The organism is Micromonospora sp. CPCC 205739, assembly GCF_036906795.1.
GTDB lineage: Bacteria > Actinomycetota > Actinomycetes > Mycobacteriales > Micromonosporaceae > Micromonospora.
Window position 1 is genome coordinate 48398 of sequence record NZ_JBAKHS010000017.1, and the last position, 23591, is coordinate 71988.

The 23591-nt window shown below is 73.5% G+C and carries 22 protein-coding genes and 1 pseudogene; 15 read left to right on the forward strand and 8 right to left on the reverse strand.

From position 1 onward, the window contains the following. Positions 1-6 precede the first annotated feature (6 nt). The 4 genes and pseudogenes from V6U88_RS22355 (at position 7) to V6U88_RS22370 (ending at position 3842) form a co-directional block, all read left to right on the forward strand. Positions 7-1257, forward strand: a complete 1251-nt coding sequence (locus tag V6U88_RS22355) for a glycosyltransferase (RefSeq protein WP_334455815.1) — start codon at positions 7-9, stop codon at positions 1255-1257. Positions 1258-1468: 211 nt separating this feature from the next. Beyond that, positions 1469-2146 (forward strand): annotated as a pseudogene (locus V6U88_RS22360) (class I SAM-dependent methyltransferase); the annotation flags it as partial. A gap of 297 nt (positions 2147-2443) precedes the next feature. Beyond that, positions 2444-3463: a zinc-binding dehydrogenase gene (locus V6U88_RS22365; protein WP_334455816.1), complete on the forward strand. Its 1020-nt coding sequence runs from the start codon at positions 2444-2446 to the stop codon at positions 3461-3463. A 112-nt stretch (positions 3464-3575) separates the two neighbouring features. Then, positions 3576-3842 (forward strand): hypothetical protein, encoded by a 267-nt coding sequence (locus V6U88_RS22370; RefSeq protein ID WP_334455817.1) that lies wholly within the window; start codon positions 3576-3578, stop codon positions 3840-3842. Between the two features lie 68 nt (positions 3843-3910). Here the strand turns inward: V6U88_RS22370 and V6U88_RS22375 are convergent, their stop codons facing one another. The 3 genes from V6U88_RS22375 to V6U88_RS22385 all read right to left on the reverse strand — a co-directional run bounded on the left by V6U88_RS22375 (position 3911) and on the right by V6U88_RS22385 (position 7189). Then, positions 3911-4327 carry a nuclear transport factor 2 family protein gene (locus V6U88_RS22375; protein WP_334455818.1) on the reverse strand — a complete coding sequence of 139 codons (417 nt, stop codon included), beginning with the start codon at positions 4325-4327 and terminating at the stop codon, positions 3911-3913. Between the two features lie 127 nt (positions 4328-4454). Beyond that, on the reverse strand, positions 4455-4835 hold the full coding sequence (locus tag V6U88_RS22380) for a VOC family protein (protein WP_334455819.1): 381 nt from the start codon (positions 4833-4835) through the stop codon (positions 4455-4457). Positions 4836-4945: 110 nt separating this feature from the next. Beyond that, positions 4946-7189, reverse strand: coding sequence for a hypothetical protein (locus V6U88_RS22385; protein WP_334455821.1), 2244 nt, complete (start codon positions 7187-7189; stop codon positions 4946-4948). A 341-nt stretch (positions 7190-7530) separates the two neighbouring features. On the opposite strand from V6U88_RS22385, the gene V6U88_RS22390 reads away from it, so the two are divergent. Together V6U88_RS22390 and abc-f are read left to right on the forward strand one after the other, a co-directional pair. Beyond that, positions 7531-8256 (forward strand): hypothetical protein, encoded by a 726-nt coding sequence (locus V6U88_RS22390; RefSeq protein ID WP_334455822.1) that lies wholly within the window; start codon positions 7531-7533, stop codon positions 8254-8256. A gap of 249 nt (positions 8257-8505) precedes the next feature. Next, on the forward strand, positions 8506-10143 hold the full coding sequence (gene abc-f, locus V6U88_RS22395) for a ribosomal protection-like ABC-F family protein (protein WP_334455823.1): 1638 nt from the start codon (positions 8506-8508) through the stop codon (positions 10141-10143). A 71-nt stretch (positions 10144-10214) separates the two neighbouring features. On the opposite strand, the gene V6U88_RS22400 is transcribed toward abc-f, so the two are convergent. Continuing rightward, on the reverse strand, positions 10215-10919 hold the full coding sequence (locus V6U88_RS22400) for an SDR family NAD(P)-dependent oxidoreductase (RefSeq protein WP_334455825.1): 705 nt from the start codon (positions 10917-10919) through the stop codon (positions 10215-10217). A gap of 122 nt (positions 10920-11041) precedes the next feature. On the opposite strand from V6U88_RS22400, the gene V6U88_RS22405 reads away from it, so the two are divergent. From V6U88_RS22405 to V6U88_RS22420, 4 genes are all read left to right on the forward strand, one after another. Next, positions 11042-11173: a hypothetical protein gene (locus tag V6U88_RS22405; RefSeq protein WP_334455827.1), complete on the forward strand. Its 132-nt coding sequence runs from the start codon at positions 11042-11044 to the stop codon at positions 11171-11173. Continuing rightward, positions 11167-12801: an MFS transporter gene (locus V6U88_RS22410; protein WP_334455829.1), complete on the forward strand. Its 1635-nt coding sequence runs from the start codon at positions 11167-11169 to the stop codon at positions 12799-12801. The genes V6U88_RS22405 and V6U88_RS22410 overlap by 7 nt, the downstream gene beginning before the upstream one ends. A 540-nt stretch (positions 12802-13341) precedes the next feature. Continuing rightward, positions 13342-14226, forward strand: a complete 885-nt coding sequence (locus tag V6U88_RS22415; protein WP_334455831.1) for an aminoglycoside phosphotransferase family protein — start codon at positions 13342-13344, stop codon at positions 14224-14226. A 171-nt stretch (positions 14227-14397) separates the two neighbouring features. Continuing rightward, positions 14398-15198 (forward strand): Stf0 family sulfotransferase, encoded by an 801-nt coding sequence (locus tag V6U88_RS22420; protein ID WP_334455832.1) that lies wholly within the window; start codon positions 14398-14400, stop codon positions 15196-15198. Here the strand turns inward: V6U88_RS22420 and V6U88_RS22425 are convergent. The 3 genes from V6U88_RS22425 to V6U88_RS22435 all read right to left on the reverse strand — a co-directional run bounded on the left by V6U88_RS22425 (position 15122) and on the right by V6U88_RS22435 (position 17624). After that, positions 15122-15784: a GNAT family N-acetyltransferase gene (locus tag V6U88_RS22425; protein WP_334455834.1), complete on the reverse strand. Its 663-nt coding sequence runs from the start codon at positions 15782-15784 to the stop codon at positions 15122-15124. The two genes, V6U88_RS22420 and V6U88_RS22425, sit on opposite strands and share 77 nt — an antisense overlap. Positions 15785-15826: 42 nt before the next feature. Then, the gene (locus tag V6U88_RS22430; RefSeq protein WP_334455836.1) at positions 15827-16807 is read right to left on the reverse strand and encodes a LacI family DNA-binding transcriptional regulator; all 981 of its coding nucleotides are present in this window, start codon (positions 16805-16807) and stop codon (positions 15827-15829) included. 157 nt (positions 16808-16964) lie between these two features. Beyond that, complete coding sequence (locus V6U88_RS22435; RefSeq protein ID WP_334455838.1) at positions 16965-17624, reverse strand: HNH endonuclease family protein; 660 nt, start codon at positions 17622-17624, stop codon at positions 16965-16967. Positions 17625-17846: 222 nt separating this feature from the next. Between V6U88_RS22435 and V6U88_RS22440 the strand changes: the two genes are divergently transcribed. The 3 genes from V6U88_RS22440 to V6U88_RS22450 are packed head-to-tail and all read left to right on the forward strand — an operon-like array spanning position 17847 to position 20042. Next, entirely contained in the window at positions 17847-18593 is a 747-nt protein-coding gene (locus V6U88_RS22440; RefSeq protein WP_334455839.1) for a hypothetical protein, read from the forward strand. Beyond that, positions 18590-19321, forward strand: a complete 732-nt coding sequence (locus tag V6U88_RS22445; RefSeq protein ID WP_334455841.1) for a hypothetical protein — start codon at positions 18590-18592, stop codon at positions 19319-19321. The genes V6U88_RS22440 and V6U88_RS22445 overlap by 4 nt, the downstream gene beginning before the upstream one ends. After that, positions 19311-20042, forward strand: coding sequence for a Fic family protein (locus V6U88_RS22450; RefSeq protein ID WP_334455843.1), 732 nt, complete (start codon positions 19311-19313; stop codon positions 20040-20042). Before V6U88_RS22445 ends, V6U88_RS22450 begins: the two co-directional genes overlap by 11 nt. Here the strand turns inward: V6U88_RS22450 and V6U88_RS22455 are convergent. After that, a complete protein-coding gene (locus tag V6U88_RS22455) occupies positions 19981-21201 on the reverse strand; it encodes a PucR family transcriptional regulator (protein WP_334455844.1) in 1221 nt (406 codons plus the stop codon). The two genes, V6U88_RS22450 and V6U88_RS22455, sit on opposite strands and share 62 nt — an antisense overlap. Before the next feature lie 83 nt (positions 21202-21284). Between V6U88_RS22455 and V6U88_RS22460 the strand changes: the two genes are divergently transcribed. Beyond that, positions 21285-22376 (forward strand): ferredoxin reductase, encoded by a 1092-nt coding sequence (locus V6U88_RS22460; RefSeq protein WP_334455846.1) that lies wholly within the window; start codon positions 21285-21287, stop codon positions 22374-22376. A gap of 14 nt (positions 22377-22390) precedes the next feature. Next, positions 22391-23539, forward strand: coding sequence for a fatty acid desaturase family protein (locus tag V6U88_RS22465; RefSeq protein WP_334455848.1), 1149 nt, complete (start codon positions 22391-22393; stop codon positions 23537-23539). The last annotated feature ends 52 nt before the right edge of the window (positions 23540-23591 follow it).

Sequence of the window (23591 nt, forward strand, 5' to 3'; positions counted from 1 at the left end):
CCCCGCGTGACGGTCTTCACCGGAAGCAACCGCACCCGTTTCATCGACGAATGTTTCCAATCACTGGTCGAGCAGACCTTCACCGACTGGGAATGGGTTGTCATTCTCAATCAGGGGTCTCGTTGGCGGCCCGAGAGGCACGACGATCGGATCCGGCTCATTGTCCAGGACAACCTGAACGGCGTTGGCGCTGTGAAGGGGTACGCCTGCGCCGAGGCTGCCGGGGACATCCTGGTCGAGCTCGACGACGACGATCTGCTCAGCAGCGACTGTCTGCAAGAGATCGTCGACGCCTTCGACTCCCACCCGGAGGTAGGGTTCGTCTACAGCGACACCGCGCAGATTCAGGAGGACGGCGGCCGCTGTGAAGACCGTTTCGCGAGTTCATTCGGCTGGCGGCACTACGACGAGAAGGTGGACGGCCGCGAGGTGCTGGCCTGCCGGGCGTTGCCGCCGACGCCGCACAATGTGAGCTACATCTGGTACGCACCGAACCATGTGCGGGCCTTCCGCCGGGACATCTACGAGAAGGTCGGCGGATACGACGTGTCGCTCGACGTCGCGGACGACGCCGACCTCATGGCCCGGATCTACCAGGTGAGCGAGTTCCATCACATTCAAAAATGCCTGTACCTGCAGCGCATGCATGCCAAGAACACGCAGCGCATTCCGGAGTTCAACGCCCGTATCCAGCAGCGTACGGTGGAGATCTACGACCGGAACATTCAACAGAACGCGCTGGCCTGGTCAAGGCGGCAAGGTCTCTTGGCACTCGACCTGGGTGCCGCCCACAACAAGCCGGAGGGATATCTCGGTCTGGACTACCACGACGGGGCGGGCGTCGACATGGTCTGCGATGTAACGAAGGGGATCGACCTTCCCGACAACAGTGTCGGGGTCATTCGGGCTGTGGATTTCCTGGAACATGTTCCGGACAAGATCGCACTCTTCAACGAGTTGTACCGACTGCTAGCGCCGAACGGAATGCTGTTGTCGCTGACGCCAAGCACCGACGGTCGGGGAGCCTACCAGGATCCGACGCATGTGGCGTTCTACAACGAAAATTCGTTCTGGTATTTCACGGACGCCAAATATTCTCGGTTCGTGCCTGAAATCAAATGCCGATTCCAGGCGTCGCGGTTGGTCACGTACTTTCCGAGCGAATGGCACCAGACGCATAACATCCCGTACGTCTCCGCGAATCTCATCGCGATCAAGGACGACGCCCTACGCAACGGCGGCCCGCTGAACATATGACTATCGGGCGGGGCGCAGCCGGCGTCCGTGTCGGACTCCTCGGTCCTGGTGGCCGGTGCAGCAGCTGGCCGCGTACCCGCTGGGAGCTGGCTGTCGATATGACCAGGCTGACCCCGTGGTGGTCGCGGCAGCCTACTCTCCGGGCAACGACGCTAGGCCCCGTGCGCGGCGTGGGTCTGGTGGCAGCCAGGGAAGCGGCGACATGTCCAGCGCGCAGTTGTACGACAGCATCGGAGCCACTTACACCGCGACGCGGCGCACCGAGCCGCGGATCGCCGCAAGGGTTTGGGCTGCGCTCGGCGATGCGCGACGGTATTGAATGTCGGGGCTGGTACCGGCTCCTACGGGCCCGCCGACCGTGAGGACACTGCGGTGGAACCGTCGGCGCTCATGCGTGCGAGCGCCCCGCAGGCGCAGCGCCGTGCGTGGCTGCCGCCGCGGAGAGCCTTCCGTTCGAGGACCAGTCCTTCGACGCAGCGACGGGTTTCTGCCACCATCCATCACTGGCAGGACCCGATCGGGCCTGCGCGAGATGCGGCGCGTTGCTCGCCGCCTGGTGGTGTTCACGCACGACACCGATGACACCGGATGGCTCCGTCGGTTCTGGCTTACTCGCGACTACCTGCCTGAAGTCGCTGACCTCCTTGTCGGCCGGGCTTCGCTGACCGAACTGGCCGGTGCGATCGGAGCCCGCGTGGAGCCGGTGCTCATCCCGTGGGACTGCGTCGGCGGCTTCTTCGAGGCCTACTGGCGCCGACCCGAGGCCTACCTGGACGAGCAGGTCCGTCGCGGAGTATCGGTCTGGGCCAGAGTCGGGCCGGACGCCGAGCAGAGGGCAGTGCACAGTCTGCGTGATGACCTCGCCTCAGGTCGGTGGGAAGAACGCAGCGGCGGAGATCCGGTCCATGGCGACCGCACCGCTCAGCTGCGCCGGCCGTTCGGGGGCCGGCGGGCAGGGCGAGGACTAGCCGCTTCCATGGTTCTGCAGCAGTCGACGCTGACCCCGGCCGGCAGGGCCGGTGTGGGAGCGTCTGCCAGTACCGGGAACGACAGGCTCTCCCCGATCGTCCTCGGCCCCGGTTTGCTGGCTGTTGCCCGGTGCGACGCCGGCGTGGCGGGGATAGTGAACCGGGCGTGCTGAGCGCCCGGGTGCAACCGCGACACGACAATCTGCGAAGGACATGCGATGCGAGCGACCTTGATGTACGGCGCCGGGGATGTGCGGGTGGAGGAAATCCCGGACCCGGTGCTGCAGCAGCCCACCGATGCGATCGTACGAATCGTGCGCACCTGCGTGTGCGGCAGCGACCTGCATCCCTACCACAACATGCCGGCCTCGGAACAGGGCACGCAGATGGGGCACGAGTTCCTCGGCGTCGTCGAGGACCTCGGCGCGGAGGTGACCGGACTGAAGAAGGGCGACCTGGCGGTGGCGCCCTTTGCGTTCCAGGACAACACCTGCGACTTCTGCCGTGAGGGCGTGCAGACCTCCTGCCGCCACGGCGGCTTCTTCAGCGAGGCCCAGGCCGAGCTGATCCGCGTCCCGCAGGCGACCGGCACCCTGGTCAAGCTGCCGGTCGGCGAGGACTCCGCGCTGCTGCCGTCGCTGCTGACCCTGGCCGACGTGTACGGCACCGGCTACCACGCCGCCAAGCGGGCCAACGTCACCCCCCGCACCACCGTCACCGTGATCGGCGACGGGGCGGTCGGCCTGCTCGCCGTGCTGTCGGCGAGGCAGCTCGGCGCCGAGCGGATCATCCTGATGGGCCGACACAAGTCCCGCACCGACCTGGGCGTCGAGTTCGGCGCCACCGACGTGGTGGCCGAGCGCGGCGAGGAAGGGATCGCCAAGGTGCGCGAGCTGACCGGCGGTGACGGCACCCACGCCGTGCTGGAGGCCGTCGGCTACCGGGCGGCCTACGAGCAGGCGCTCGGCGTGGTCCGCGCGGGCGGCGTGATCAGCCGCGTCGGCGTGCCGCAGTACGACGAGGGACCGATCGGCTGGGGCCTGTTCGGGGCCAACCTCACCCTCACCGGCGGCCCCGCCCCGGTCCGGGCGTACATCGACGAGCTGCTCCCCGGCATCCTTGACGGCTCGGTCGAGCCCGGCAAGGTCTTCGACCGCACCGTCAGCCTCGACGAGGTGCCCGACGGGTACCGCGCGATGGACCGTCGTGAGGCCCTCAAGGTCCTGGTCCGTCCCTGACCGGCCACGCCTCCGGGGACCAGCGGTGTGCTTGACCGTGGCGGGTCGGTTGCGGCCCGCTGCCCAGCATCGACGCTGACATGAGGTCCACTCTCATGCGATCGTCTGGGCCATGCTCCAGGCCGCTACCAGGACCGCCAGTCCTGCCTTCGTCATCGTCTGGGCGGTCTTCGCCTGTCTCATCGGGGTGATCTGGATCAGTTGCGGCATCGTCGAACTGAGAGATCGCGAGGCACGCCGACCGTCCAGCCTGCCGCGATGGTTGCGATCATCGCCCTGGCTCGCCAACCCGAGGCTAATGATCTTCGTCGGATGCGCCGCTGTTGCCGTCGCTGTTGTCGTCGCGTTGGTGGGGCTGCTCTCCGCATCTGCTGAGTGACCCTGTCGGTGGCGGACGGGTGCGAACGGCGGCGGGGGGAAAGGAATCGCTGGTAAGAACGCCCGCCTTCACGTGATCGGCTGCTCCATCCGCTCGACCCACTGGGCCCGCCAGGCCGGCGGTTCCCAGGGCTCGCCGAAGTAGATCCGCTCGCGGACGACCTTGCCGTCGCGGAACTCCATGATCCCGACGGCCATCATGGGCCGATCGTCGTACCGGATGGTGTACTCGTTGACCCACAGATCCCCGCAGCCGATGGTCCGGTGCAGCTGGAACTCCTGGCGGGCGGGGTAGCGGGACCGGAAGGCGGTGATGTTGGCCTTGCCGCGGATGCGCTCGCCGCCCTGGGGCCACTCCAGCACCGCGTCGTCGGCGTAGATCTCGGAAGCGCGGGCGATGTCGTCGCCAGGCCCGCCGCCGGGTGCGCTGACGTTGGAGGCCGCGAAGTGGGCTTTGATCATCGCCCGTGCGACGGTCTCGTCCATAGCTCAACCTTCCGTCCGAACGGAGGTTTGCCTGTTGACCTGCGTACCTGGACGCTAGCACCGGCGGGCGCCGCCCGGTGCCGGACGCCGCGGACGTCCCCCGGCGGACCGCGCCGCCGGACCGGGGTCAGGGCCAGGTCCTGGCCTGAGCGTCGAAGACCTCCGGCGCACTCGCCACGGGCAGGACGCAGACCAGGTGCCCGCCCGGCACCCGCAGGACGCGACAGTCCAGCCACCGGGCCACCTGCGTGGCGCCGAGGGCGACCAGCCGTGCCGTCTCCGCCTCGACGTCGTCGGTCTCGAAGTCGAGGTGGAAGCGGGGCGCGTCGTCGACGGCCTGCACGGCGGTGACCAGCCCGGGCAGGGCGCCGTGCAGGTCGACGAACTGGGGATGCTCCGGGTCTGCCTCGGCAGGGACGCCGAGCGCGGCCGACCAGAAGGCCGCCGCCTGGGCGGCCTCCGCGTGCGGGGCGTCGATGAGGACGGCATGGACGCGGCTGCGATGCATGCCGCGCAAGCTAGTGCCTCTACCGGGTCGGCGCATCCCGACGCAGCGCGGCGGTGGCGGTCGGGGCACGACGCCGACCGCGAGCCTGCCCGTGCCGGCCCGGCCCCGCTTCAGGTGCGGTGCTGGGCGCGGAGCCGTTCGGCCAGCTCGCGCACCGCGGCGGCGAACCGTTCGTCCGACTCGCACGGCCAGTGCCCCTGCACGGGGGGTGGGACGCTGTCGCTCGGGGGCGCCAGCAGGCTCTCCGGGTCCCGTAACCGGCGGTCGACCTGCCCGCTCGGGTCGGCGCGCGCCGGCGGGTCGCCGGGCCGGTGCGCGGCGAATATCCAGCCCCCGATGGGGTCGGTCTCCCGCCACAGGTTCAGCCAGCGCCAGTCGAGCCGCTCGCCCACCTCGTGCAGCACGTCCCGGCCCAGGTAGGCGGGGAAGAGCCGGGCGTACAGGCGGTCGAGCGGGGAGCCGTAGGTCAGCAGCGCGACCCGCTGCTGCACCTGCGGCGGCAGTTGCAGCACCGTGGCCGCCAGCAGCACCGAGCCGTGGCTGTGCCCGGTGAGCAGGACACCGGTGTGCCGCTCGGCCAGGTAGCAGATCCGCTTCGCCAGCTCGGGCACCGCCCGTTCGGCGTAGCACGGCGGCGCGAAGGGGTGGGCCGCCCGGGGCCAGAACGTGCCCAGGTCCCAGACCACGCCGACGTACCGGCGGAACTCCGCCGTCCGGTAGGCGAAGAGGCCGCCCACCACCAGGGCGACGACGACGCCGGCGATGAGGTAGCTGCCGATGGTGAGCCCGAAGTTCACGAACCCGACCGGTACCCCCAGCAGACGCTCCGCCAGCGGGCTGGGCTGCAGGCCGAACAACCCCAGCAGCCCCGTGGCCAGGCCGAGTGCGGAGAGGCAGGCGTACGCGAGGGCCAGCGGGCCGAGCCACTCGGTGAACCGGGCCCGCGCGATCATCTTCTCGACGCGGCGCATCCGTTCGGCGGCCTGCGGTGGGGCGTTCGGGAAGTCCCGGGCGACGATCTCCGCCGCCGCCCGGCGGCGCCCCCGCCAGGAGAGCAGGGTCAGCGCCGCCGCGATCAGCGCCGCCGCCATCGTGGTCAGGAAGAAGGTGAACAGCGCCCACTTGTAGGCCAGTGGCGGGGCCGGCAGGTCGGTCGCGCGTCCCGTGATCGCCCGCCGGTTGAGGAAGTAGGCCGTCCGGTAGACCAACTCGGCGGAGAATGCTCCGGACAGACCGACCGCGAAGGCCGCGATGACCGGCGCGCCGAGGCCGTGCAGCAGCGCCGGCCGGCGTTCCCGGTCGGCGCTGCGCCACAGGGCCAGCACGGCCAGCACGGCCAGCAGCACCATCTGGCTGAAGAAGGCCCAGCCGACGATGCGGCCGTACCCGGGCAGCCCGTCGGACGTCGGCCATCGGCTCCGGTCCAGCGCGAGGACGCCGAGGGCCGCCACCGTCAGGGCACAGGCCACCGCCCGCAGCCCGGTGGCCAGCCGGTCGACGGTACGGGCGGTGCCCGCCCGTTCGAGCAGATCGGGCGCGCAGAGCAGTGCCGCGCAGGCGACCAGCACGAGTACGGCGAGGCCGGCCAGGGCGACCGTCACGACCGACGGGCCCGTGGCGCCGTGCGCGACGAGCAGGGTCAGGTCGAGCATCGCGAACGCGGCGGCGATGTGGATCGCCCGCAGCCGGCCCACCATCGGCATGGCGTCCCACTGGCCGACGGCGCTGAGCCGGTCGCCCTCCGGCCCGCCCACCTCCATCCGGAAGGCGTCGTACGAGCGGCCGGGGCGGGCGCCCAGCAGCCACACCAGCCCGACCGCGGCGATCGGCAGCAGGGCCAGCACCGCCAGCCGCAGGCCGATGGGCCGACCGCCGAGCCAGGACAGCCAGGTGCGGCCCATCAGGCAGGGGGACGAGCCCATGCACTTCCAGGCGATCAGGTCGAGGGCGACGCCGGCGGCGGAGAGGACGTACACCACGGTGAGGTTGAGCGCGAGGAGCCGGCACAGCACCTTGACGCCCGAGCCGGGCCCCCGCCGGGCCGGCCGCATCCAGATCGCCACGTTGCTCAACATGAACGGCAGCAGGAAGACCAGGGAGAGCGTCCGGGCCGCGGTGCCCGAGGGCAGGTCGCTCCACCGGTACGCCTCCAGCACCACGCCGCTCGGCCCGGTGCTGTCCGGATAGCCCGGCCTGGGCCGGTAGAAGCCGCCGCTGCGGTCGCCGGCCACCTGGTGGGCGTGCGGCCGGTCGAGCACCTGTTCGGCGGCGGCGCCCGAGACCCCGTGGACCCGCAGTTCGATGACGTCGTCCGGCGGGCCCTGCTTCCCGGACGGCGGTGAGGTGTCCGACATCGGCCTGCGACCCCCGGCGGCGCGGCCAGCAGTTTCGGGACGGTGACCGGACGGACGAGCCGCACCGGCACCGGCTGGCGCGGGGGAGTACCCGCGCAGCGGGCCGTCAACCAGGGCACTCGCCCCCTCCTCCCGCTCCGTCGGGGACCCGGTGAACAGCGCCTTGCCGCAGCTCACCGGTACTACCGTGGATGGTTGGCACGCCGGGCCCGCCCCCGCCGAGGCCAGCGGGAGCCGACCGCATGAGGCGAGCGGCGAGACGCCCCTGCCGTGCGGCTCGCCTCGATGTCGGTGCCGTTCCCCACGCTGGGCGCCGGCCACCACGAGAACCGGGAGCAGACGTGAACGAACTGTTGGAGCGGGTCATCGCCGCGCACGGCGGCATGCAGCGGTGGAACGAGCTGACCTCGGTCAGCGCGCGGGTGCGCGGCGGCGGCGCGCTGTGGGGTCTCAAGGGCCAGGAGGGCGTGCTGGACGACGTGGTGACGCAGGCCGAACTGCACCGCCAGGTCGCCCGCACCACCCCGTTCGGCCGGCCGGACCTGCGCAGCGTCGTCACCCCGGACCGCGTCGTGATCGAGACCGAGACGGGGGAGGTGGTCGAGGAGCGGTCCCGACCGAGGGACTCCTTCGCGGGCCACGAGATCGCCACCGCCTGGGACCGCCTGCACCTGGCGTACTTCAACGGGTACGCCATGTGGAACTACCTGACCGAGCCCTTCCTGCTCGCGGGCCCCGGATACCGGATCGAGGAGCTGGCACCCCACCACGAGGACGGCGAGGTCTGGCGAGCCCTGCGGGTGGTGTTCCCGGACGAGGTGGCGACGCACAGCCGGGAGCAGATCTACTACGTCGACGCGGAGGGGCACGTCCGCCGGCACGACTACGTGCCGGAGGTGTTCGGCCCGAGCGCGCCCGTCGCCGCCAACTACAGCTTCGACCCCCGGCGGTACGACGGCATCCTCGTCCCGACCCGCCGCCTGGTGTACCTGACCGACGCCGAGGGCCGCCCCGACAAGAGCACGGTCATCGTCTCGATCGATCTGCGAGACGTCCGGTTCCAGTGACCCGCGCAGCCGTCCGGTGACGTCACGACCACGCGGTACTGGGCACGCTGCTGGTAGTCTCGGCGGCCGGTGATCGGATCAGGGAGACCAGACATGGCGGGTGACGACGACATCTCCGGGTGAGACCGGACGTGTTCGGCCACCGGCAGACGCGCGGCGAGCGCCCCGCCGCCGGCAGGCCGTGCCCTCGTCGACCATTGCCCGCCCGGGCGGCTCTGGCACGCCCGCATCACCGTCGAGGTTCCTCTCATGTCCGACGCGTACATCGTCTGTTCCCACCTCTCCTTCTCCTGGCCCGACGACACCCCGGTCTTCGCGGACCTGTCGTGCACCGTCACCGGTGGTCGTACGGGTCTCGTCGCCCCGAACGGCGCCGGCAAGAGCACCCTGCTCAAGCTGATCGCGGGGGAGTGCCGGCCCACCGGCGGCTCGGTGACCGTCAAGGGGGTGCTCGGCTACCTCCCGCAGAGCCTGCCGCTGGCCGGTGACCTGACCGTCGCCGAGGTGCTGGGGGTCGCCCCCGCGCTCCGGGCCCTGCACGCGATCGAGGCCGGCGACGCGAGCGAGGAGCACTTCACCACGATCGGCAACGACTGGGACATCGAGGAGCGCAGCCGCGCCCAGCTCGACCGGCTCGGCCTCGCCGACGTCACCCTGACCCGTCGCCTGGACACCCTCAGCGGCGGTCAGGTCGTCTCGCTGGGCCTCGCCGCGCAGTTGTTGAAGCGCCCCGACGTCCTGCTGCTCGACGAGCCCACCAACAACCTCGACCTCGACGCCCGGCGGGTGCTCTACGACCTGCTCGACGACTGGTCCGGCTGCCTGCTGCTGGTCAGCCACGATCGGGCGCTGCTCGACCGGATGGACCGCATCCTCGAACTCGACCGGGGTGAGGTCCGCTCCTACGGCGGCAACTTCACCGCGTACTCCGAGGCGGTGCGGGCCGCGCAGGAGGTCGCCGAGCGCAACGTCCGCCACGCCGAACAGGAGGTCAAGCGGGAGAAGCGGGAGATGCAGCAGGCCCGCGAGCGGGCCGAGCGGCGGGCCGGCAACGCCAGCCGCAACCTGAAGAGCGCCGGGCTCCCGAAGATCTTCGCCGGGACGATGAAGCGCGGCGCCCAGGAGTCGGCGGGCCGGGCCGGTGAGACGCACGCCGCCCGGGTCGGCCAGGCGCGGGCCCGGCTCGACGAGGCCGGTCGCGCCCTGCGCGACGAGCAGCGGATCGTGCTGGACCTGCCCGGCACCAACGTTCCCGCCGGACGCACCGTCTTCCTCGGTGAGCGGATGCAGGTCCGCTACGACGGCCGGGCGCTGTTCGCCGACGACGGCGCCGACCTGGTGATCCGGGGGCCCGAGCGGATCGCGTTGACCGGGCCCAACGGGGCCGGCAAGTCCACCCTGCTCCGCCTGGTCCACGGTGACCTGGAGCCCGAGGGCGGCCAGGTGCGGCGGGCCGACGGGCGGATCGCGTACCTGTCGCAGCGGCTGGACCTGCTGGACCTCGATCGCACGGTGGCGGAGAACCTGGCCGCGTTCGCGCCCGGGACACCGGAGGCGGAGCGGATGAACCTGCTCGCCCGGTTCCTGTTCCGGGGCTCCCGCATCCACCTGCCGGTCGGGGTGCTGTCCGGTGGGGAGCGGCTGCGCGCCACCCTGGTCTGCGTGCTGTGTGCCGAGCCCGCGCCCCAACTGCTGCTGCTGGACGAGCCGACCAACAACCTCGACCTGGTCAGCGTCGCCCAGTTGGAGAGCGCGCTCGCCGCGTACCAGGGGGCGTTCGTGGTGGTCAGCCACGACCAGCGGTTCCTCGCCGAGATCGGGGTGGACCGCTGGTTGCGGCTCGCCGAGGGGCGGCTGTGGGAGACCGGCGCGCCCGAGGCCGACTGACGCGCTCACCCGGCGCGCCGCGGCCGGTCCTCGGCCGCGGCGCGCGCTTGCGCGCCCGGGAGCGCGGCGGCTCACCAGGGGACGGGTCGGCCTTCCCGGAAGAAGCCGCCGGTGGGGCCGTCGTCCGGCAGGTCGACGGCCCACACGACGCCGGCCGCGCCCTCGGCGACCGGGCGGCCACCCCGGCCGCCCATGTCGGTGGCGACCCAGCCCGGGCAGACCGAGTTGACCAGGATGCCGTCGGGTGCGAGCTGGGCGGCGAAGAGCCGGGTGACCGCGTTCAGCGCGGCCTTCGAGATGGCGTACGCGGGTGTGCCGGCGCCCATGGTGCTCAGCGAGCCGGCGCCGCTGGAGACGTTTACGATCCGGCGGCCGGGGCCCCGGTGGCGCATCAGCGGCAGGACCGCCTGGCACACCTTCAGCGCCCCGAGTGCGTTGACCTCGAAGGCCTCCCGGACGACGCCCACGTCGGCGCCGGCCGGGTCCTGGTCGGTGTCGTAGTGGATGCCGGCGTTGTTGACCAGGACGTCCACCCGGCCCGGCGAGTCGGTCAGGCCGGCGGCGAACGCGCGGACACTGTCGTCGTCGCCGACGTCCAGCCGGCGTACCAGGACCCGGCCCGGGCCGGGGGTGAGGGTGGCGGCGGCCGCCTCCCCCCGCCCGGTGTCACGGCAGGCGAGCACGGTGACGAAGCCCCGGTCCAGCAGGTGCTGCACCACGGCCAGCCCGACGCCCCGGTTGCCGCCGGTCACCACGGCGGTGCGGTCGTCGCCCACACCCAGCAGTATCGCCGGTCCGCCGCCCGCACCGTGCGCGCATTCCCGGCGGTGTGGAACCCGCAAATGCGGGAAGGCCCAGCCGTTACGTGGCGCGGGGGTGCGACGGCGGCGGGAGGGACATGGGCGCCAGGACGTTCGTGGTGGTCGGTGGCACCGGTGGGCCGGGGCTGGCGGTGGCCCGCCCGCCGCTGGACCCCGACGACCGCCACGTTCGCGGTGAGCGCGTGCCGCGCGCGGACGGGCGGTGGTGACGGCGGGAGGCGACCCCGCCGAGCGTCCGGTCTCGGCGTGGGCGCCGTTGCGGACGGCCGTCTACCGCAACCTGTGGCTGGCCCTGCTCGCGGCGAACGTCGGCACCTGGATGCAGAGCGTCGGCGCCCAGTGGCTGCTGATCGACGAGCCGAACGCCGCGACGCTGGTCGCCCTGGTGCAGACCGCCAGCCTGCTGCCGGTGCTCCTGCTGGCCCTGCCGGCCGGCGCGCTGGCCGACACCTTCGACCGCCGGCACCTGCTGATCTCGGTGCAGCTCTTCCTGGTCGTGGTGGCCGTCGCGCTCGCCCTGCTCACCGCGACCAACCGGATGCCGCCGGCGCTGCTGCTCACCCTCACCTTCGCGTTCGGGGTGGGACAGGCGCTCACCCTGCCGGCCTGGGCGGCGGTGATCCCGGAGCTGGTGCCCCGGGAGCAGGTGCGGGCGGCCTCCGCGCTCGGCTCGATCAGCGTGAACGTGGCCCGGGCCGTCGGACCGGCCGTGGCCGGCGTGCTGATCGCCCGGACCGGTGTCGCGCCGGTCTTCGCCCTCAACGCGGCGGCGTTCGGAGTCTTCGCGCTGGCCCTGGCCCGGTGGCGGCCCGGCAACGCGCGCGCTGTCGAGGTGCCCGAGCGGTTCACCGCCGCGCTGCGCGCCGGCGGCCGGTACGTGCGGCACTCGCCGATCGTCCGTCGGCTGCTACGGCGCGCGCTGGTCTTCCTGGTGCCGGCCAGCGCGCTCTGGGCGTTGCTGCCACTGGTCGCCAGCCGGCGGCTGGGCATGGACTCCAGCGGGTACGGCCTGCTGCTGGCCGTCGTCGGGGTGGGCGCCGTCCTGGGCGGGCTGCTGCTGCCGTGGATCCGTACCCGGATGTCGGCCAACCAGTTCCTGCTGGTGGCCGGCGCGCTGTTCGGTGCGACCCTGCTGGTGGTCGGCTCGGTGCGGGTGGTCCCGGTGGTGCTCCTCGCCCTGCTGCCGGCCGGGTTGGCCTGGGTGACGGTGCTGGTCAACGTCAGCGCCGAGATGCAGGTGTTCCTGCCCGGCTGGGTGCGCGCCCGGGGTCTGGCCGTGTACCAGGTCGTCTTCGCCGGTGGGCAGGCGGTGGGCGCGTTCGGCTGGGGCCTGGTGTCGGACATGGCGGGCCTGTCCACCGCCTTCCTCGCGGCCGGCGCGTTGATGCTGCTCGGCACCCTGACCAGTCAGATCTGGCCGCTGCCGGAGCTGCGGGGCGTGGACGGGGACCCGGCCACCTACTGGCCCCGGCTGGAGTTGGCCCACGAGCCGGATCCGCGGGTCGGCCCGGTGCTGGTGGTGGTGACCTACATCGTCCGGCCCGAACGCGGGCGGCAGTTCCTGGAGGCGATGGACCAGGTCCGGGGGTCGCGGCAGCGTACCGGGGCGATGCGGTGGGGGCTGTTCCGGGAGGGCGAGGCCCCGGACCGGTTCGTCGAGGTCTACCTGGTGCCCTCCTGGGACGAGCACCTGCGCCAGCACGGCGGCCGGCTCACGGGCGCCGACCGGGCGGCGGAGGAACGGGCCCGGGAACTCGCCGACGGCGCGCCGGAGGTGCGTCACCTGCTGCCGGCCGCCGCCGGACCCACCGGCTCCGACCACCGGGAAGCGGGCTGAACGACCCCGCCGGGCGTAGCCGGGGCCGTACGCGACAGCGGGCCGGCGGCCGGGAACCGGCCACCGACCCGCCCGTCGGGCGTCCGCTCAGGCCGTACCCTGCCGGTGCACGCGCCCCTCGTGCGCGACCTTGGACCGGCCGTGGTCGCGTTCGCTGCCGGACGGACCGGTCGCGGTCCGTTCGTGGCGGCGCTTGGGCGAGCGTTCGACCTCCGAGCCCTGTCGGCCCGGAGCGCCGCTGCCCGGGTGTCGCCGGCCTCGTGCCGATTCGCCGCCGGGGTCGTGTTTGTTCTCCTTGTGGCTACCCATGGGCTGCGCGTACCCGCTGAGGCCGGGGCTAGTCGCCCGCCGCGGGCGTCAGGGGTGGTCTCGCGGCCGGGTGCGGCAGCCGCCTCGCGGGTCGGGCGGGCCGGCTCGTCCCGGTCGTGCAGCCGCCGGCTGCGACGCCGATCGGCTACCGGGGCCGGCCGGAAATTGTCGGCCGGTTCGCGGGCCGCCGGACTAGGCTGCGCCGGCGGATCTTGACCTGGCGGAGGCGACATGACCGGTGGCCGGATGCACGACGACGAGGTGCCGACGGACGTGGGGCTGGTCCGTCGCCTGCTCGCCGCGCAGTTCCCGCGCTGGGCGGACCTGCCCGTCGAGGCGGTGCCCTCGGCCGGGACCAGCAACGCGATCTACCGGCTCGGCGAGGACCTGGTCGTGCGCCTGCCCCGCATCGGCGACGCGGTCGAGCAGGTCCGGTTCGAGTACGAGTGGCTGCCGCGCCTCGCCCCGGGCCTGCCGGTGCGGGTGCCGCAGCCGGTGGCGCTGGGCGCGCCGGGCGCGGGCTATCCGTGGCCGTGGGCGGTCAACCGCTGGATCGACGGCGTGACCACGGCCGAGGGCGACGGTGACCGGGCCGGCTTCGCCGCCGCGCTGGGCCGGTTCGTCGCGGCCCTGCGGCGGGTCGACGCGACCGGTGCCCGGCCGGGCTACCGCAGCGGCCCGCTGCGGGACTGGGACCCGTACCTGCGCCAGTGGACGGCGGCGGCCCGGGGCCTCGTCGACACCGACGCGGTGCTCGCCGCCTGGGAGCAGGCGCTCGCCGTGCCCGAGTGGGACGGTCCACCGGTCTGGACGCACGGCGACCTGCTCCCCGGCAACGTGCTGGTCGACGGCGGACGCCTGGGCGGGGTCATCGACTTCGGCGCGGCCGGCGTCGGCGACCCGGCGTGCGACGCGCTACCCGCCTGGGTGCTGCTCACCGCCGAGACCCGGGAGGTGTTCCGGGCGGCGGCCGGGTTCGACGACGCGACGTGGGCCCGGGGGCGTGGCTGGGCGCTGCCGTTCGTCAGCGCGCTGACCTACTACCGGGACACGAACCCGGCCATGGCCGCGCTGGGCCGGCGGGCCGTCGAGGCGGTGCTGGCCGACCTGGCGTGACCGGCAAGCGTGCCCGCACCGGTAGACGGGCGCGCACGCGGGCTGCCGGTGGACCGGCTGCGCCCGGAAGGTGGCCGAGCCCCGCCGGCGCGCGGCAACCGGGGTCGGGCCGGGTCGGCGTGCGGAACACGGGTTGAGCCCGACCGGCCCGCCCGGCCTACCCTCGGCGGCGTGACCACCCGCTCCGGCCGCGGCCCGGTCGACTCGTACCTGGTCTGCGCCACGCCCCGCACCGGCAGTTCGCTGCTGCTGGGGCTGCTGGCCTCCACCGGGGTCGCTGGCCGCCCGCAGGCGTACTTCCGGGTGCCGGATGAGCCGCTGTGGGCCGAGCGCTGGGGGATCGCCCGGGGCCCGGACGGGAGCGTCGACTACCGGGAGTACCTGGCGGCGGCGCTGGCCACGGGGCGTACCGACAACGGCGTGTTCGGTGCGAAGCTGATGTGGGGGACGCTGGACGAGCTGGTCCACCGGCTGGGCACGGTGCACCTGGACCTCGCCGGCAGGGACCTTCCGCTGCTGGAGCGGGCCTTCGGGCGTACCCGCTTCGTGCACCTGCGGCGCGCCGACGTCGTCGCGCAGGCGGTCTCCTGGCTGCGGGCCGAGCAGACCGGCACCTGGTACCTCGGCGGCGACGGCGAGATCAGCGGCGGGGGTGGCGGGGGCGTCCCGACCTTCGACGCGGACGCGATCGGCCGGCTGGTCGAGGTGATCGGCCGGCACGACGCGGCCTGGCGGGCGTGGTTCGCCGCGGCGGGAGTCGCGCCGTACGTGGTGTCCTACGAGGAACTCGACGCGGATCCGGTCGGGGTCACCCACGCCGTCCTCGACTTCCTCGGGCTCGACCTGCCCGACGGGGTCGCCGTCGTGCCGCGGCACCAGCGGCAGGCCGACGACCTCAACCGGGAGTGGATCCGCCGCTACCGGGCGGTGTCGGCAGGCACGGCAGCTCCGTCGTCCGGCCGAGGTAGGTGACCGGTCCGGGGTCGGGCACCGGGATCTCGTGGAAGCCCAACCGGTCGTAGAAGCCGCGCGCCCGCACGTTCGCGGTGACCATGCAGACGTGCAGCCCGGGTGCCCCGGCGCGGGCGGCGGCGCGCAGGAACGTCTCGACGAGCCGGCGGCCGTGCCCCCGGCCCTGGTGCCCGGGCAGCAGGTCGATGTGCAGGTGGGCGGGGTAGCCGGCGAGTTCCGGCAGCAGCATCCGCTCCGGCCGGTGGTGCAGGGCGATCATCTCGTCGTCGGGGGTGGCCGGCGGGCGGGTCGGCACGGGGTACCGGTGGGCCAGCCGGGGTATCCACTCCCGCCGGTACGCCCGGACGAAGGCCGGCGTGTCCGCCGTGCCGATCACGTAGCCGACGACCCGGTCCCCCTGCGCGAGCACGAACGCCAGCTCCGGCTCCAGGTGCAGGTACGGCCCGGCGAAGAGGTCGGGCATCAGGTCGTCGCTGGCGTACCGGCCGCGGGCGTCGCCGCCGGCGTCGGCCGTACGGACACAGATGTCGTAGACCGCGTCGTGGTCGCGGTCCCGGTAGCGGCGAATGGTGGCGGTGCTGTCCATGCCGGGACGGTACGAGGTGGAACCGCTTGCACCGCAAGCCGTTCAGGCGCTGCGCCGCCGGACGAGGACCGACGGGTGCACCACCGGCCGGTCGGCGTCGGCGTCCCCGGTGAGCAGGGCGCGTACCGCCCCGGCGGCGATCGCCTCGACCGGATGGGTGCCGGTGGTCAGCGCGGGCCGGGTCGCGGCGGCGAGCGGGGCGTCGTCGAAGCCGATCACGGCGACGTCGTCGGGCACGCGCACCCCGTCCTCGGCCAGGGCGCGCAGCGCCCCGATCGCGACGGCGTCGCTGATCGCGACGACGGCGTCGGTGTCCGGCCACCGGCGCATCAGCCGCCGCAGTCCGGCCCGGCCGGTGGTGTCGGTGAGGCCACCGGCGGTGGTGCGGCAGGCCAGCCCGTGCGCGCGCATGCCTTCCTGGTAGGCGGCCAGCGGCCGGCGCAGGCTCGCCGCCCAGGCCGGGCCGGTCAGCATGGCGATGCGCCGCCGGCCGGTGGCGGTCAGGTGCCGGATGCCGGCCGCCATCGCCGACGCGGTGTCCACGTCGTACGCCGGCACCCGGCCGAAGCCCGGGCCGACCGCGACGACCCGGCCCCGCAGCGCGGCGGGCAGCGCCTCGACCAGGTCGGCCCGGTGGTTGACCAGGACCAGCCCGCGCACGCTGCGGTCCCGCGCCAGCTCGTCGAGGGCGGCGCGGTCGCCGGGGCGCAACCGGCGCGCCGAGACTCCCACGGCGTACGGGTCGGCCGCTCGGGCCGCCGCGGTGACCAGGCGGGTGGCGTACTGGTCGGTGAGCAGCCGGGGCGACGGCGCGACGACGCCGACCACGATGCGGTGGCCCTCGCCCCGGGCCAGCGACACCGCCCCCGGGTGCGGCGCGTACGCCAGTGCCGCCGCGGCACGGAGCACGTCGGCCCGCGCCCCGGCGGAGACCGGGCCGCGGCCGCTGAGCGCCCGGGACGCGGTGGCGGTGGAGACGCCGGCGGCGCGCGCCACATCGTCCAGGGTGGGGGTACGGCTCACGCTTCCTCCTGCGGCTCGCCGCGGCGATTCTCCCGCCGTTGCCTCGCCCGACGGTTGCCCGGCCTGGTGGCCCGTCATCGCGCCGTCGCTTCGGCTGCGCCCGACGCCGGCGACGGTCCGTCGGGCCGGCCCGCCTCGTGGCGGGCCGGCCGGGGCGTCACCAGGCGTAGGTGACCGAGACGGTGGTGGCGGGGCAGTTGTTCGCCCAGCTGGTCAGGGCGCTCTTCTCGGCATTGTCCACGGTGAGCCGCCAGCGGATCTTGGTGGCGACCCACTCCTTGACGTAGCGGCAGCGGGCCGAGGCGTACGGGGGCAGCCAGGTGGCCGGGTCCTGGTCGCCCTTGGCCTGGTTGACGTTGTCGGTGACGGCGGCCAGCGGGCGGCTGTCGCCGAGGTCGTTGGCGTACGCCTGGCGGCGGCTGGTGGTCCAGCTGCGGGCGCCGGAGTCCCACGCCTCGGCGAGCGCCACCATGTGGTCGATGTCCAGGTCGCTGGTGAGGGTCCAGTACGCGTTGTCGTAGTAGGAGTACCAGCGTCCGCCGGACAGCGTGCAGCTCCCGCTGACCGTCGGCGCGGAGACCGCCTCGGCGATCAGCACCTCGTTGCGGGCGTGGCAGCCGTCGCCGTCGGCGTCGATCCAGTGGGGGAAGAGGTCGCGGCTGTAGCCGGTGCGGACCTCCGTGGCGACCGGGAGGTCGGCGACCGCGGTGGTCAGCGAGGCGGAGTAGCCGGCGGCGGGGGCGGGGTGGGCGAGGCCGAGGGTGGCGGCCAGGGTGGCGGCGAGGATGGTGGCCGTCGCGCGCAGGGTACGGGTCATGGTGCTCCGTCCGATGAGGGTGGGCGGGATCGCCTGCGTACATATGGACAGAGATGTCGGCCGATATCCAGAACAACTTTGTGAACGATGGGCGACGCAGCGTCGCCGAACCGATGACGAGCGCGGTGTGTGGCGGGGCGGGCGGGCGATCGGGGCCGCGGCGGGCGACGGGCTCCACTAGGGTGGGCCGGTCGCATCACCGACCCGTGGGAGACGTCCTTCTTGCCGGATGCAGCAGACGAGACCGAGCCCTACCTGCGCAGCACGAACCCGGAGATCCTGCCCTGGTGGCTGACCTGGCCGCAGGTGGACCCAGCCCGGCATCCCTTCGACCCCGATTCGGCGCCGGACGTCGTCCGGTCGCTCGCCCCGGCCGCCTCGGTGCCCACCCGGCCACCGGGCCGGTCCGGCCGGGACGACGTGTACGAGTGGGGCCAGCGGGTGGGCACCCGGTGGGCCGACGAGATGAGCGTCGCGCTGGTCGGCCACTACGGCAGGTGGGTCTCGGGCTGGCGGTGGGGAGTCGGTGAGGCGGACTTCGGCGGCGGGCCGGTCCACGCCTGGTGCTGCCCGACCGACAGCATGGGCAGCCCCGAGCAGTCCCTGGCCGTCGTCAGCGAAGCCCTTCCCGAATGGCGGGGCTGGCTGGAAGAGCTGGTCGAACGCTTCGACCGCTTCCTGCCGCTGGTCGCCGACGACCGCGCCGACGTGGCGCTGGACGCCTGGGAACGGGCGGTGGCGCACCTGGTCACCGTGGTGGTGAACCGGACCTGCGCCGACGGCGGCTGGGAACATCACTGCCGCCAGGTCCTGGGCTGGTTCCTCACCCTGGCGGGCGTACCCGCCGAGCGGCACGCGCCCCTGGTGGAGCGCGCGATCGGCGGTCGCTTCGACAGTTTCGTCACTCCGCCGGACCGGCTCATCCGGGACGTCGCGGAGCGCTTCGCCCGAGAGGTCACCGGGCGGTGAACGTCGTGCCCCCGGCGCGCCTGGCCGAGTGGCAGCGGCTCAGCCCCTGGTCGCTCACCTGGGCCGAGGTGGATCCCGACCGGCACCCCTTCGACCCCGGATCGGCGGGGGAGGTGGTCCGCAGGTTGCCCCCGGCGGCCCGCACGCCGACCTGCCCGCCGGGCTTGCTCGACGACGGCGGCATCCACTGGTGGGGCGAGGCCGGCTGGCGCTGGTCGCAGGAGATGACCGGCGCGCTGGTCGACCACTACGGACGGTGGAGCTGCGGCTGGCGGTCGGCGATCGGCGCCGCCCACCTGGGCGACCGCACCGTCTACCGCACCCTGGGCCGGCAGTCGGTCGCACCGGAGGTGAACCTCGCGGTGGTCACCGAGGGGCTGGTGGTTTGGCGGGACTGGTTGACGGAGCTGGCGGAGCGCTTCGCGCGTTTCCTGCCCGCGCTGCGGGACACCCGCGCCGACGTCGTCCTCGACGGTTGGGAGCGGGCGGTGGCCCATCTGGTCACCGTGGTGCTCGACCGCACCCACGCCGAGGGCGGCTGGCACCGGCACTGCGAGCTCGCGCTGGGGTGGCTGCTGGGCGCCGCCGGGGTGCCCGAGCGGCGGCACGAGGAGCTGGTCCGGGTCGGCATCGGCGGACGGTTCGCCAGTTGGGTCACCCCGTCGGGCCAGGAGGTGCGCGAGGCCGCCGAGCGGTTCGCCGTGGAGGTCGACCGTCGTGCGCGATGACCTGCTGACCTGGCTGTCGGTGCGGGAACGGGTGGGCTGGGCCGAGATCGCCCGGCCGGGCGGCGGGCCGGTGCGGGGCGGGCGGGACGGGGTGGTGGACTTCGTGCGTACCGACGTCGCCGCCCGGGACCCGGAGCGGGCGGCGCGGCTGCTGACCGCCTTCGACCGGGTCCGCGGGGCCGCCGACCGGGGCGGACGGCTGACCTACGAGCTGCTGGCCGACTGGCAGCGCCAGGTGCTCGCGTCGCCGGAGGTCGGATTCCGCACCGGGCCCGCGTACGCCAAGGGCGGCCGGGAACGCTACGGCCTCGCGCCGGACACCCTGGACCGGTTCCAGCGCTGCCTGGGGCAGGCGACCGAGCCGGGCGTGCCGCTCGCGGGACGCGCCGCCCGCGCCTACCTCGACGTGGCCTTCTTCCACCCGTTCCCGGACGGCAACGGGCGAGCGGCGATGCTGGCGCTGTACTTCCTGCTGGTGCGCGACCGGGCGGTGCCCGACCTGGCCGCCCCGGTGCTGCGCACCGTCCGCCGGGCCGACGACCCGGACGGCGCGGCCGACCTGGTGCGCCTGCTCGACGTCCTGATCGCCGCCACCCGACGCCGCTCGGGCGCGCCACCGCAGACCGGGCCGGCGCGGCCACCCGGTACGGCCGGCCGGCTCACTCCGCCGGCAGGAAGGCCAGCGCCAGGGTCAGCTCCAGCACCGTCGCCGGGTCGTTGAGGCGCTCGCCGTACAGCTCGCGCAGCCGGCCCATCCGGTAACGCACCGTCTGCGGGTGGACGAAGAGGTCCGCCGCGACGTCGTCACGCCGGCCCTGGTGCAGCAGCCAGGAGCGCAGCGTCTCGGCCAGCCGCTGGGCGGTGGCCGGAGGCAGCGCCGCCAGCGGTTGCAGCACCTGGGCGCGCAGGTCGGCCAGGGCCTCCGGGTCGGTGCTGAGCATCAGCCGGGCCAGGTGCTGCTCGGTGTCCAGCGGGGCGCCGTCCTCCGGCCGGTCCATGCCGAGCGCCAGCGCCCGCAGCACCCGCTGGTACGACTGGGCGACCCGGGTCCACGTGCGGGCCGGCCCGACGACCGCGCGGTGCCCCTGCAGCGCGCCGGTCAGCCGCCGTCGGCGCCCGCCGTGCACGTCGGGGACGAGCAGCACCGCCGACTCCTCGGCCAGCTCCACCCCGGGCAGCTCCTCGCCGCTCTCCAGGGTGTGCGGGCTGAGCATCGCGAGCACGCCGCGCAGGTTGCTGCGGGGCAGCACCGCGACGGTGAGGGTCTGCGGGGGCGGCCACTCCGCCCGCTCGGCGCTGCGCCGCAGCACCTCCTCCGGCTCGCCGGCGAGCAGTTGCTGGGCCAGCCGTTCCAGGTAGCGTCGGCGCGCCCGGCCGGCGCTGGCCAGTTCGTCGGCGTGCCCGGCCACGCTGGCGGCGGAGAGCTCGTCGATGTAGGCGAACATCAGCTCGGCGAACTCGGCCACCCGCTCGGCGGAGAGCCCGCCGCGTACGGTGGTGGCGGAGACCTCCCGCCAGGCGACCCGGGCCCCCACCCGGTACGCGGCCAGCAGGGCGTCCATGCTCCGCCCCGACCGGGCCTCGCCGCTGCCGAGCGCGTACGCCGCCTCCAGCGCCCGGCTCAGCGGGGTGCTCGGGTCGGCGGCGTCGGCTCGCTCGATGAGCTGGAGGAACGTGCCGAGCGCGATGCGTACCGCGTTCTCGATCTTCTCGCGCATCTGCCCGGTCAGGGTGCCGGAGTAGTCGGGGACCTCGGCGGTGATCGCGGTGACCGTCCGCTCGGCCACCACGGGGAGCTGGGCGCGCAGCCGGTCGGCCACGCGTTCGTCCAGCTCCAGGTGCGCCGCCCGGTGGCTGGTGGCCCCGGAAGGATCGGTCATGTTGTTCTCCCCGAACAAGAACCCGTGGTCAATTCACCTTTAACGGTCAAGATGTTATCCGAACGGGCGACGACCCTGGAGACATGACCACCACCGTCCCGCGTCCCCCGACGAGGCTCTCCGTCCGGGACCGGCTCCTGCGGCTCGCCGAGACGGTCACCACCCCGCTGCTCCCCGAGGACTACCTCGACCTGGTCGCGCCGCTGCGCGCCGGGGCCGCGCTGCGCGGGCGCGTGGTCGCCGTCGACGCCGAGACCCGCGACGCCGCCACGCTGACCATCCAGCCCGGCCGCGCCTGGCGCGGCCACACCGCCGGGCAGTACGTGCGCCTCGGCGTGGACGTCGACGGGGTCCGGCAGTGGCGGGCGTACTCGGTCACCTCGGCCCCGGGGCGTCCCGACGGCCGGATCTGCGTCACCGTGAAGGCCATCCCGGACGGCAAGGTCAGCAACCACCTGGTCCGGCGCGTCCGCCCCGGGGCCATGGTCCAGCTCGACCAGGCGCAGGGGGACTTCGTCCTGCCCGACCCCGCCCCGGCCCGGGTCCTGTTCCTCACCGCCGGCAGCGGCGTCACCCCGGTCATGGGGATGCTGCGGGCCGGCGCGCACACCCGTTCGCACGTCGTGGTGGTGCACTCCGCGCCCACCCCGGCCGACGTGGTCTTCGGCGCCGAGCTGCGGGCGCTCGCCGCGCAGGGCGCGATCCGTCTCGTCGAGCGGCACACCGACATCGACGGGCTGCTCGGCGTCGATGAGCTGGCCGGGCTGGTCCCCGATCACCTGGAGCGCGAGACCTGGGCCTGCGGCCCGGTCGGCATGCTCGACGCGGTGGAGGAGCACTGGCGGGCCGGCGGCGCCGCGCAACGGCTGCACACCGAGCGGTTCCGGCCGACCGTGATCTCGCCCGGGGAGGGCGGCACCGTCACCTTCACCAGGGTCGGTCTCAGCGTGCAGGCCGACGGCGCGACCCCCATCCTGGACGCCGGGGAGGCCGCCGGCGCGCTGATGCCGTCGGGCTGCCGGATGGGCATCTGCTACGGCTGCGTCCTGCCGCTGCGCCAGGGGGCCGTGCGCGACCTGCGCACCGGGGACGTCACCACGGCCGTTCCCGGCGACGGCGTACTCATCCAGACCTGCGTGTCGGCGGCGGCCGGTACCTGCGACATCGACCTGTAGACAGGAGGCCGGACGTGACCGTGATCCAGAAGAAGCCGGACAACCCGATCGCCCACCTGAGCGCCGAGGACATCGAGATCCTGGGCAAGGAGCTGGACGCCATCCGGGACCGGGTGATCGCCGAGCGCGGCGAGGCGGACGCCCGGTACATCCGCAAGGTCATCAAGACCCAGCGGACGCTGGAGATGAGCAGCCGCGCGGTGCTGCTCTTCTCGCTCTTCCCGCCGGCCTGGGTCGTCGGCACCGCCGGCCTCGCGGTGGCCAAGATCCTGGAGAACATGGAGATCGGCCACAACATCCTGCACGGCCAGTACGACTTCATGCGGGACCCGAAGATCCACTCCACCACCTGGGAGTGGGACCACGTCTCCCCGGCCGACCAGTGGAAGCACTCGCACAACCAGCTGCACCACACGTACACCAACGTGCTCGGCAAGGACAACGACCTCGGGTACGGCATCATGCGCGTCGACGAGGACCAGAAGTGGCACCCGATGCACCTGGGCCAGCCGCTGTGGAACTTCCTCAACGCCTGCTTCTTCGAGTACGGCATCGCCGCGTACGACCTGGAGCTGGGCCGCAACCTGCAGAAGGGCCGGCACAAGGCCCCGGAGTTCCGGGCCCGCGCCCGGGCCGTCGGCCGCAAGATCCGCCGGCAGGTGCTCAAGGACTACATCGTGCACCCGCTGCTCTCCGGCCCGTCCTTCCTCAGCACCCTGGCCGCCACCTTCACCGCGAACCTGATCCGCAACCTGTGGAGCCACTCGGTGATCATGTGCGGGCACTTCCCGAACGGTGTGGAGACCTTCGAGAAGACCTCCATCGAGGGCGAGACGCGCGGCGAGTGGTACCTGCGGCAGATGCTCGGCTCGGCCAACATCAGCGGCAGCCGGCTGATGCACATCATGACCGGCAACCTGTCGTTCCAGATCGAGCACCACCTCTTCCCCGACCTGCCGAGCAAGCGCTACCAGGAGATCGCCCCGCAGGTCCGGGCGCTCTTCGACCGGTACGGGCTGAAGTACACCACCGGCCCGCTGCCCAAGCAGGTCGCCTCGGCCTGGTGGAAGGTCATCCGGTTGTCGCTGCCCAACCGCACCCCGGCCGCGCCGAAGGCGGTCGACGACCTGTCCACCCGTACCCTCGCTCCCTCCGGGGCCTGAGCGACCACGACGGCGCCGCCGACCCACCCGGAATGCGGTGGGCGGCGGCGCC

Excerpts from the sequence above, each read along its gene's own strand:
- V6U88_RS22455 (WP_334455844.1), bottom strand. The coding sequence starts at position 21,201 with ATGACCGATCCTTCCGGGGCCACCAGCCACCGGGCGGCGCACCTGGAG.
- V6U88_RS22460 (WP_334455846.1), top strand. The coding sequence starts at position 21,285 with ATGACCACCACCGTCCCGCGTCCCCCGACGAGGCTCTCCGTCCGGGAC.
- abc-f (WP_334455823.1), top strand. The coding sequence starts at position 8,506 with ATGTCCGACGCGTACATCGTCTGTTCCCACCTCTCCTTCTCCTGGCCC.
- V6U88_RS22435 (WP_334455838.1), bottom strand. The coding sequence starts at position 17,624 with ATGACCCGTACCCTGCGCGCGACGGCCACCATCCTCGCCGCCACCCTG.
- V6U88_RS22375 (WP_334455818.1), bottom strand. The coding sequence starts at position 4,327 with ATGGACGAGACCGTCGCACGGGCGATGATCAAAGCCCACTTCGCGGCC.
- V6U88_RS22370 (WP_334455817.1), top strand. The coding sequence starts at position 3,576 with ATGCTCCAGGCCGCTACCAGGACCGCCAGTCCTGCCTTCGTCATCGTC.
- V6U88_RS22365 (WP_334455816.1), top strand. The coding sequence starts at position 2,444 with ATGCGAGCGACCTTGATGTACGGCGCCGGGGATGTGCGGGTGGAGGAA.
- V6U88_RS22415 (WP_334455831.1), top strand. The coding sequence starts at position 13,342 with ATGACCGGTGGCCGGATGCACGACGACGAGGTGCCGACGGACGTGGGG.
- V6U88_RS22380 (WP_334455819.1), bottom strand. The coding sequence starts at position 4,835 with ATGCATCGCAGCCGCGTCCATGCCGTCCTCATCGACGCCCCGCACGCG.
- V6U88_RS22405 (WP_334455827.1), top strand. The coding sequence starts at position 11,042 with ATGGGCGCCAGGACGTTCGTGGTGGTCGGTGGCACCGGTGGGCCGGGG.
- V6U88_RS22385 (WP_334455821.1), bottom strand. The coding sequence starts at position 7,189 with ATGTCGGACACCTCACCGCCGTCCGGGAAGCAGGGCCCGCCGGACGAC.
- V6U88_RS22425 (WP_334455834.1), bottom strand. The coding sequence starts at position 15,784 with ATGGACAGCACCGCCACCATTCGCCGCTACCGGGACCGCGACCACGAC.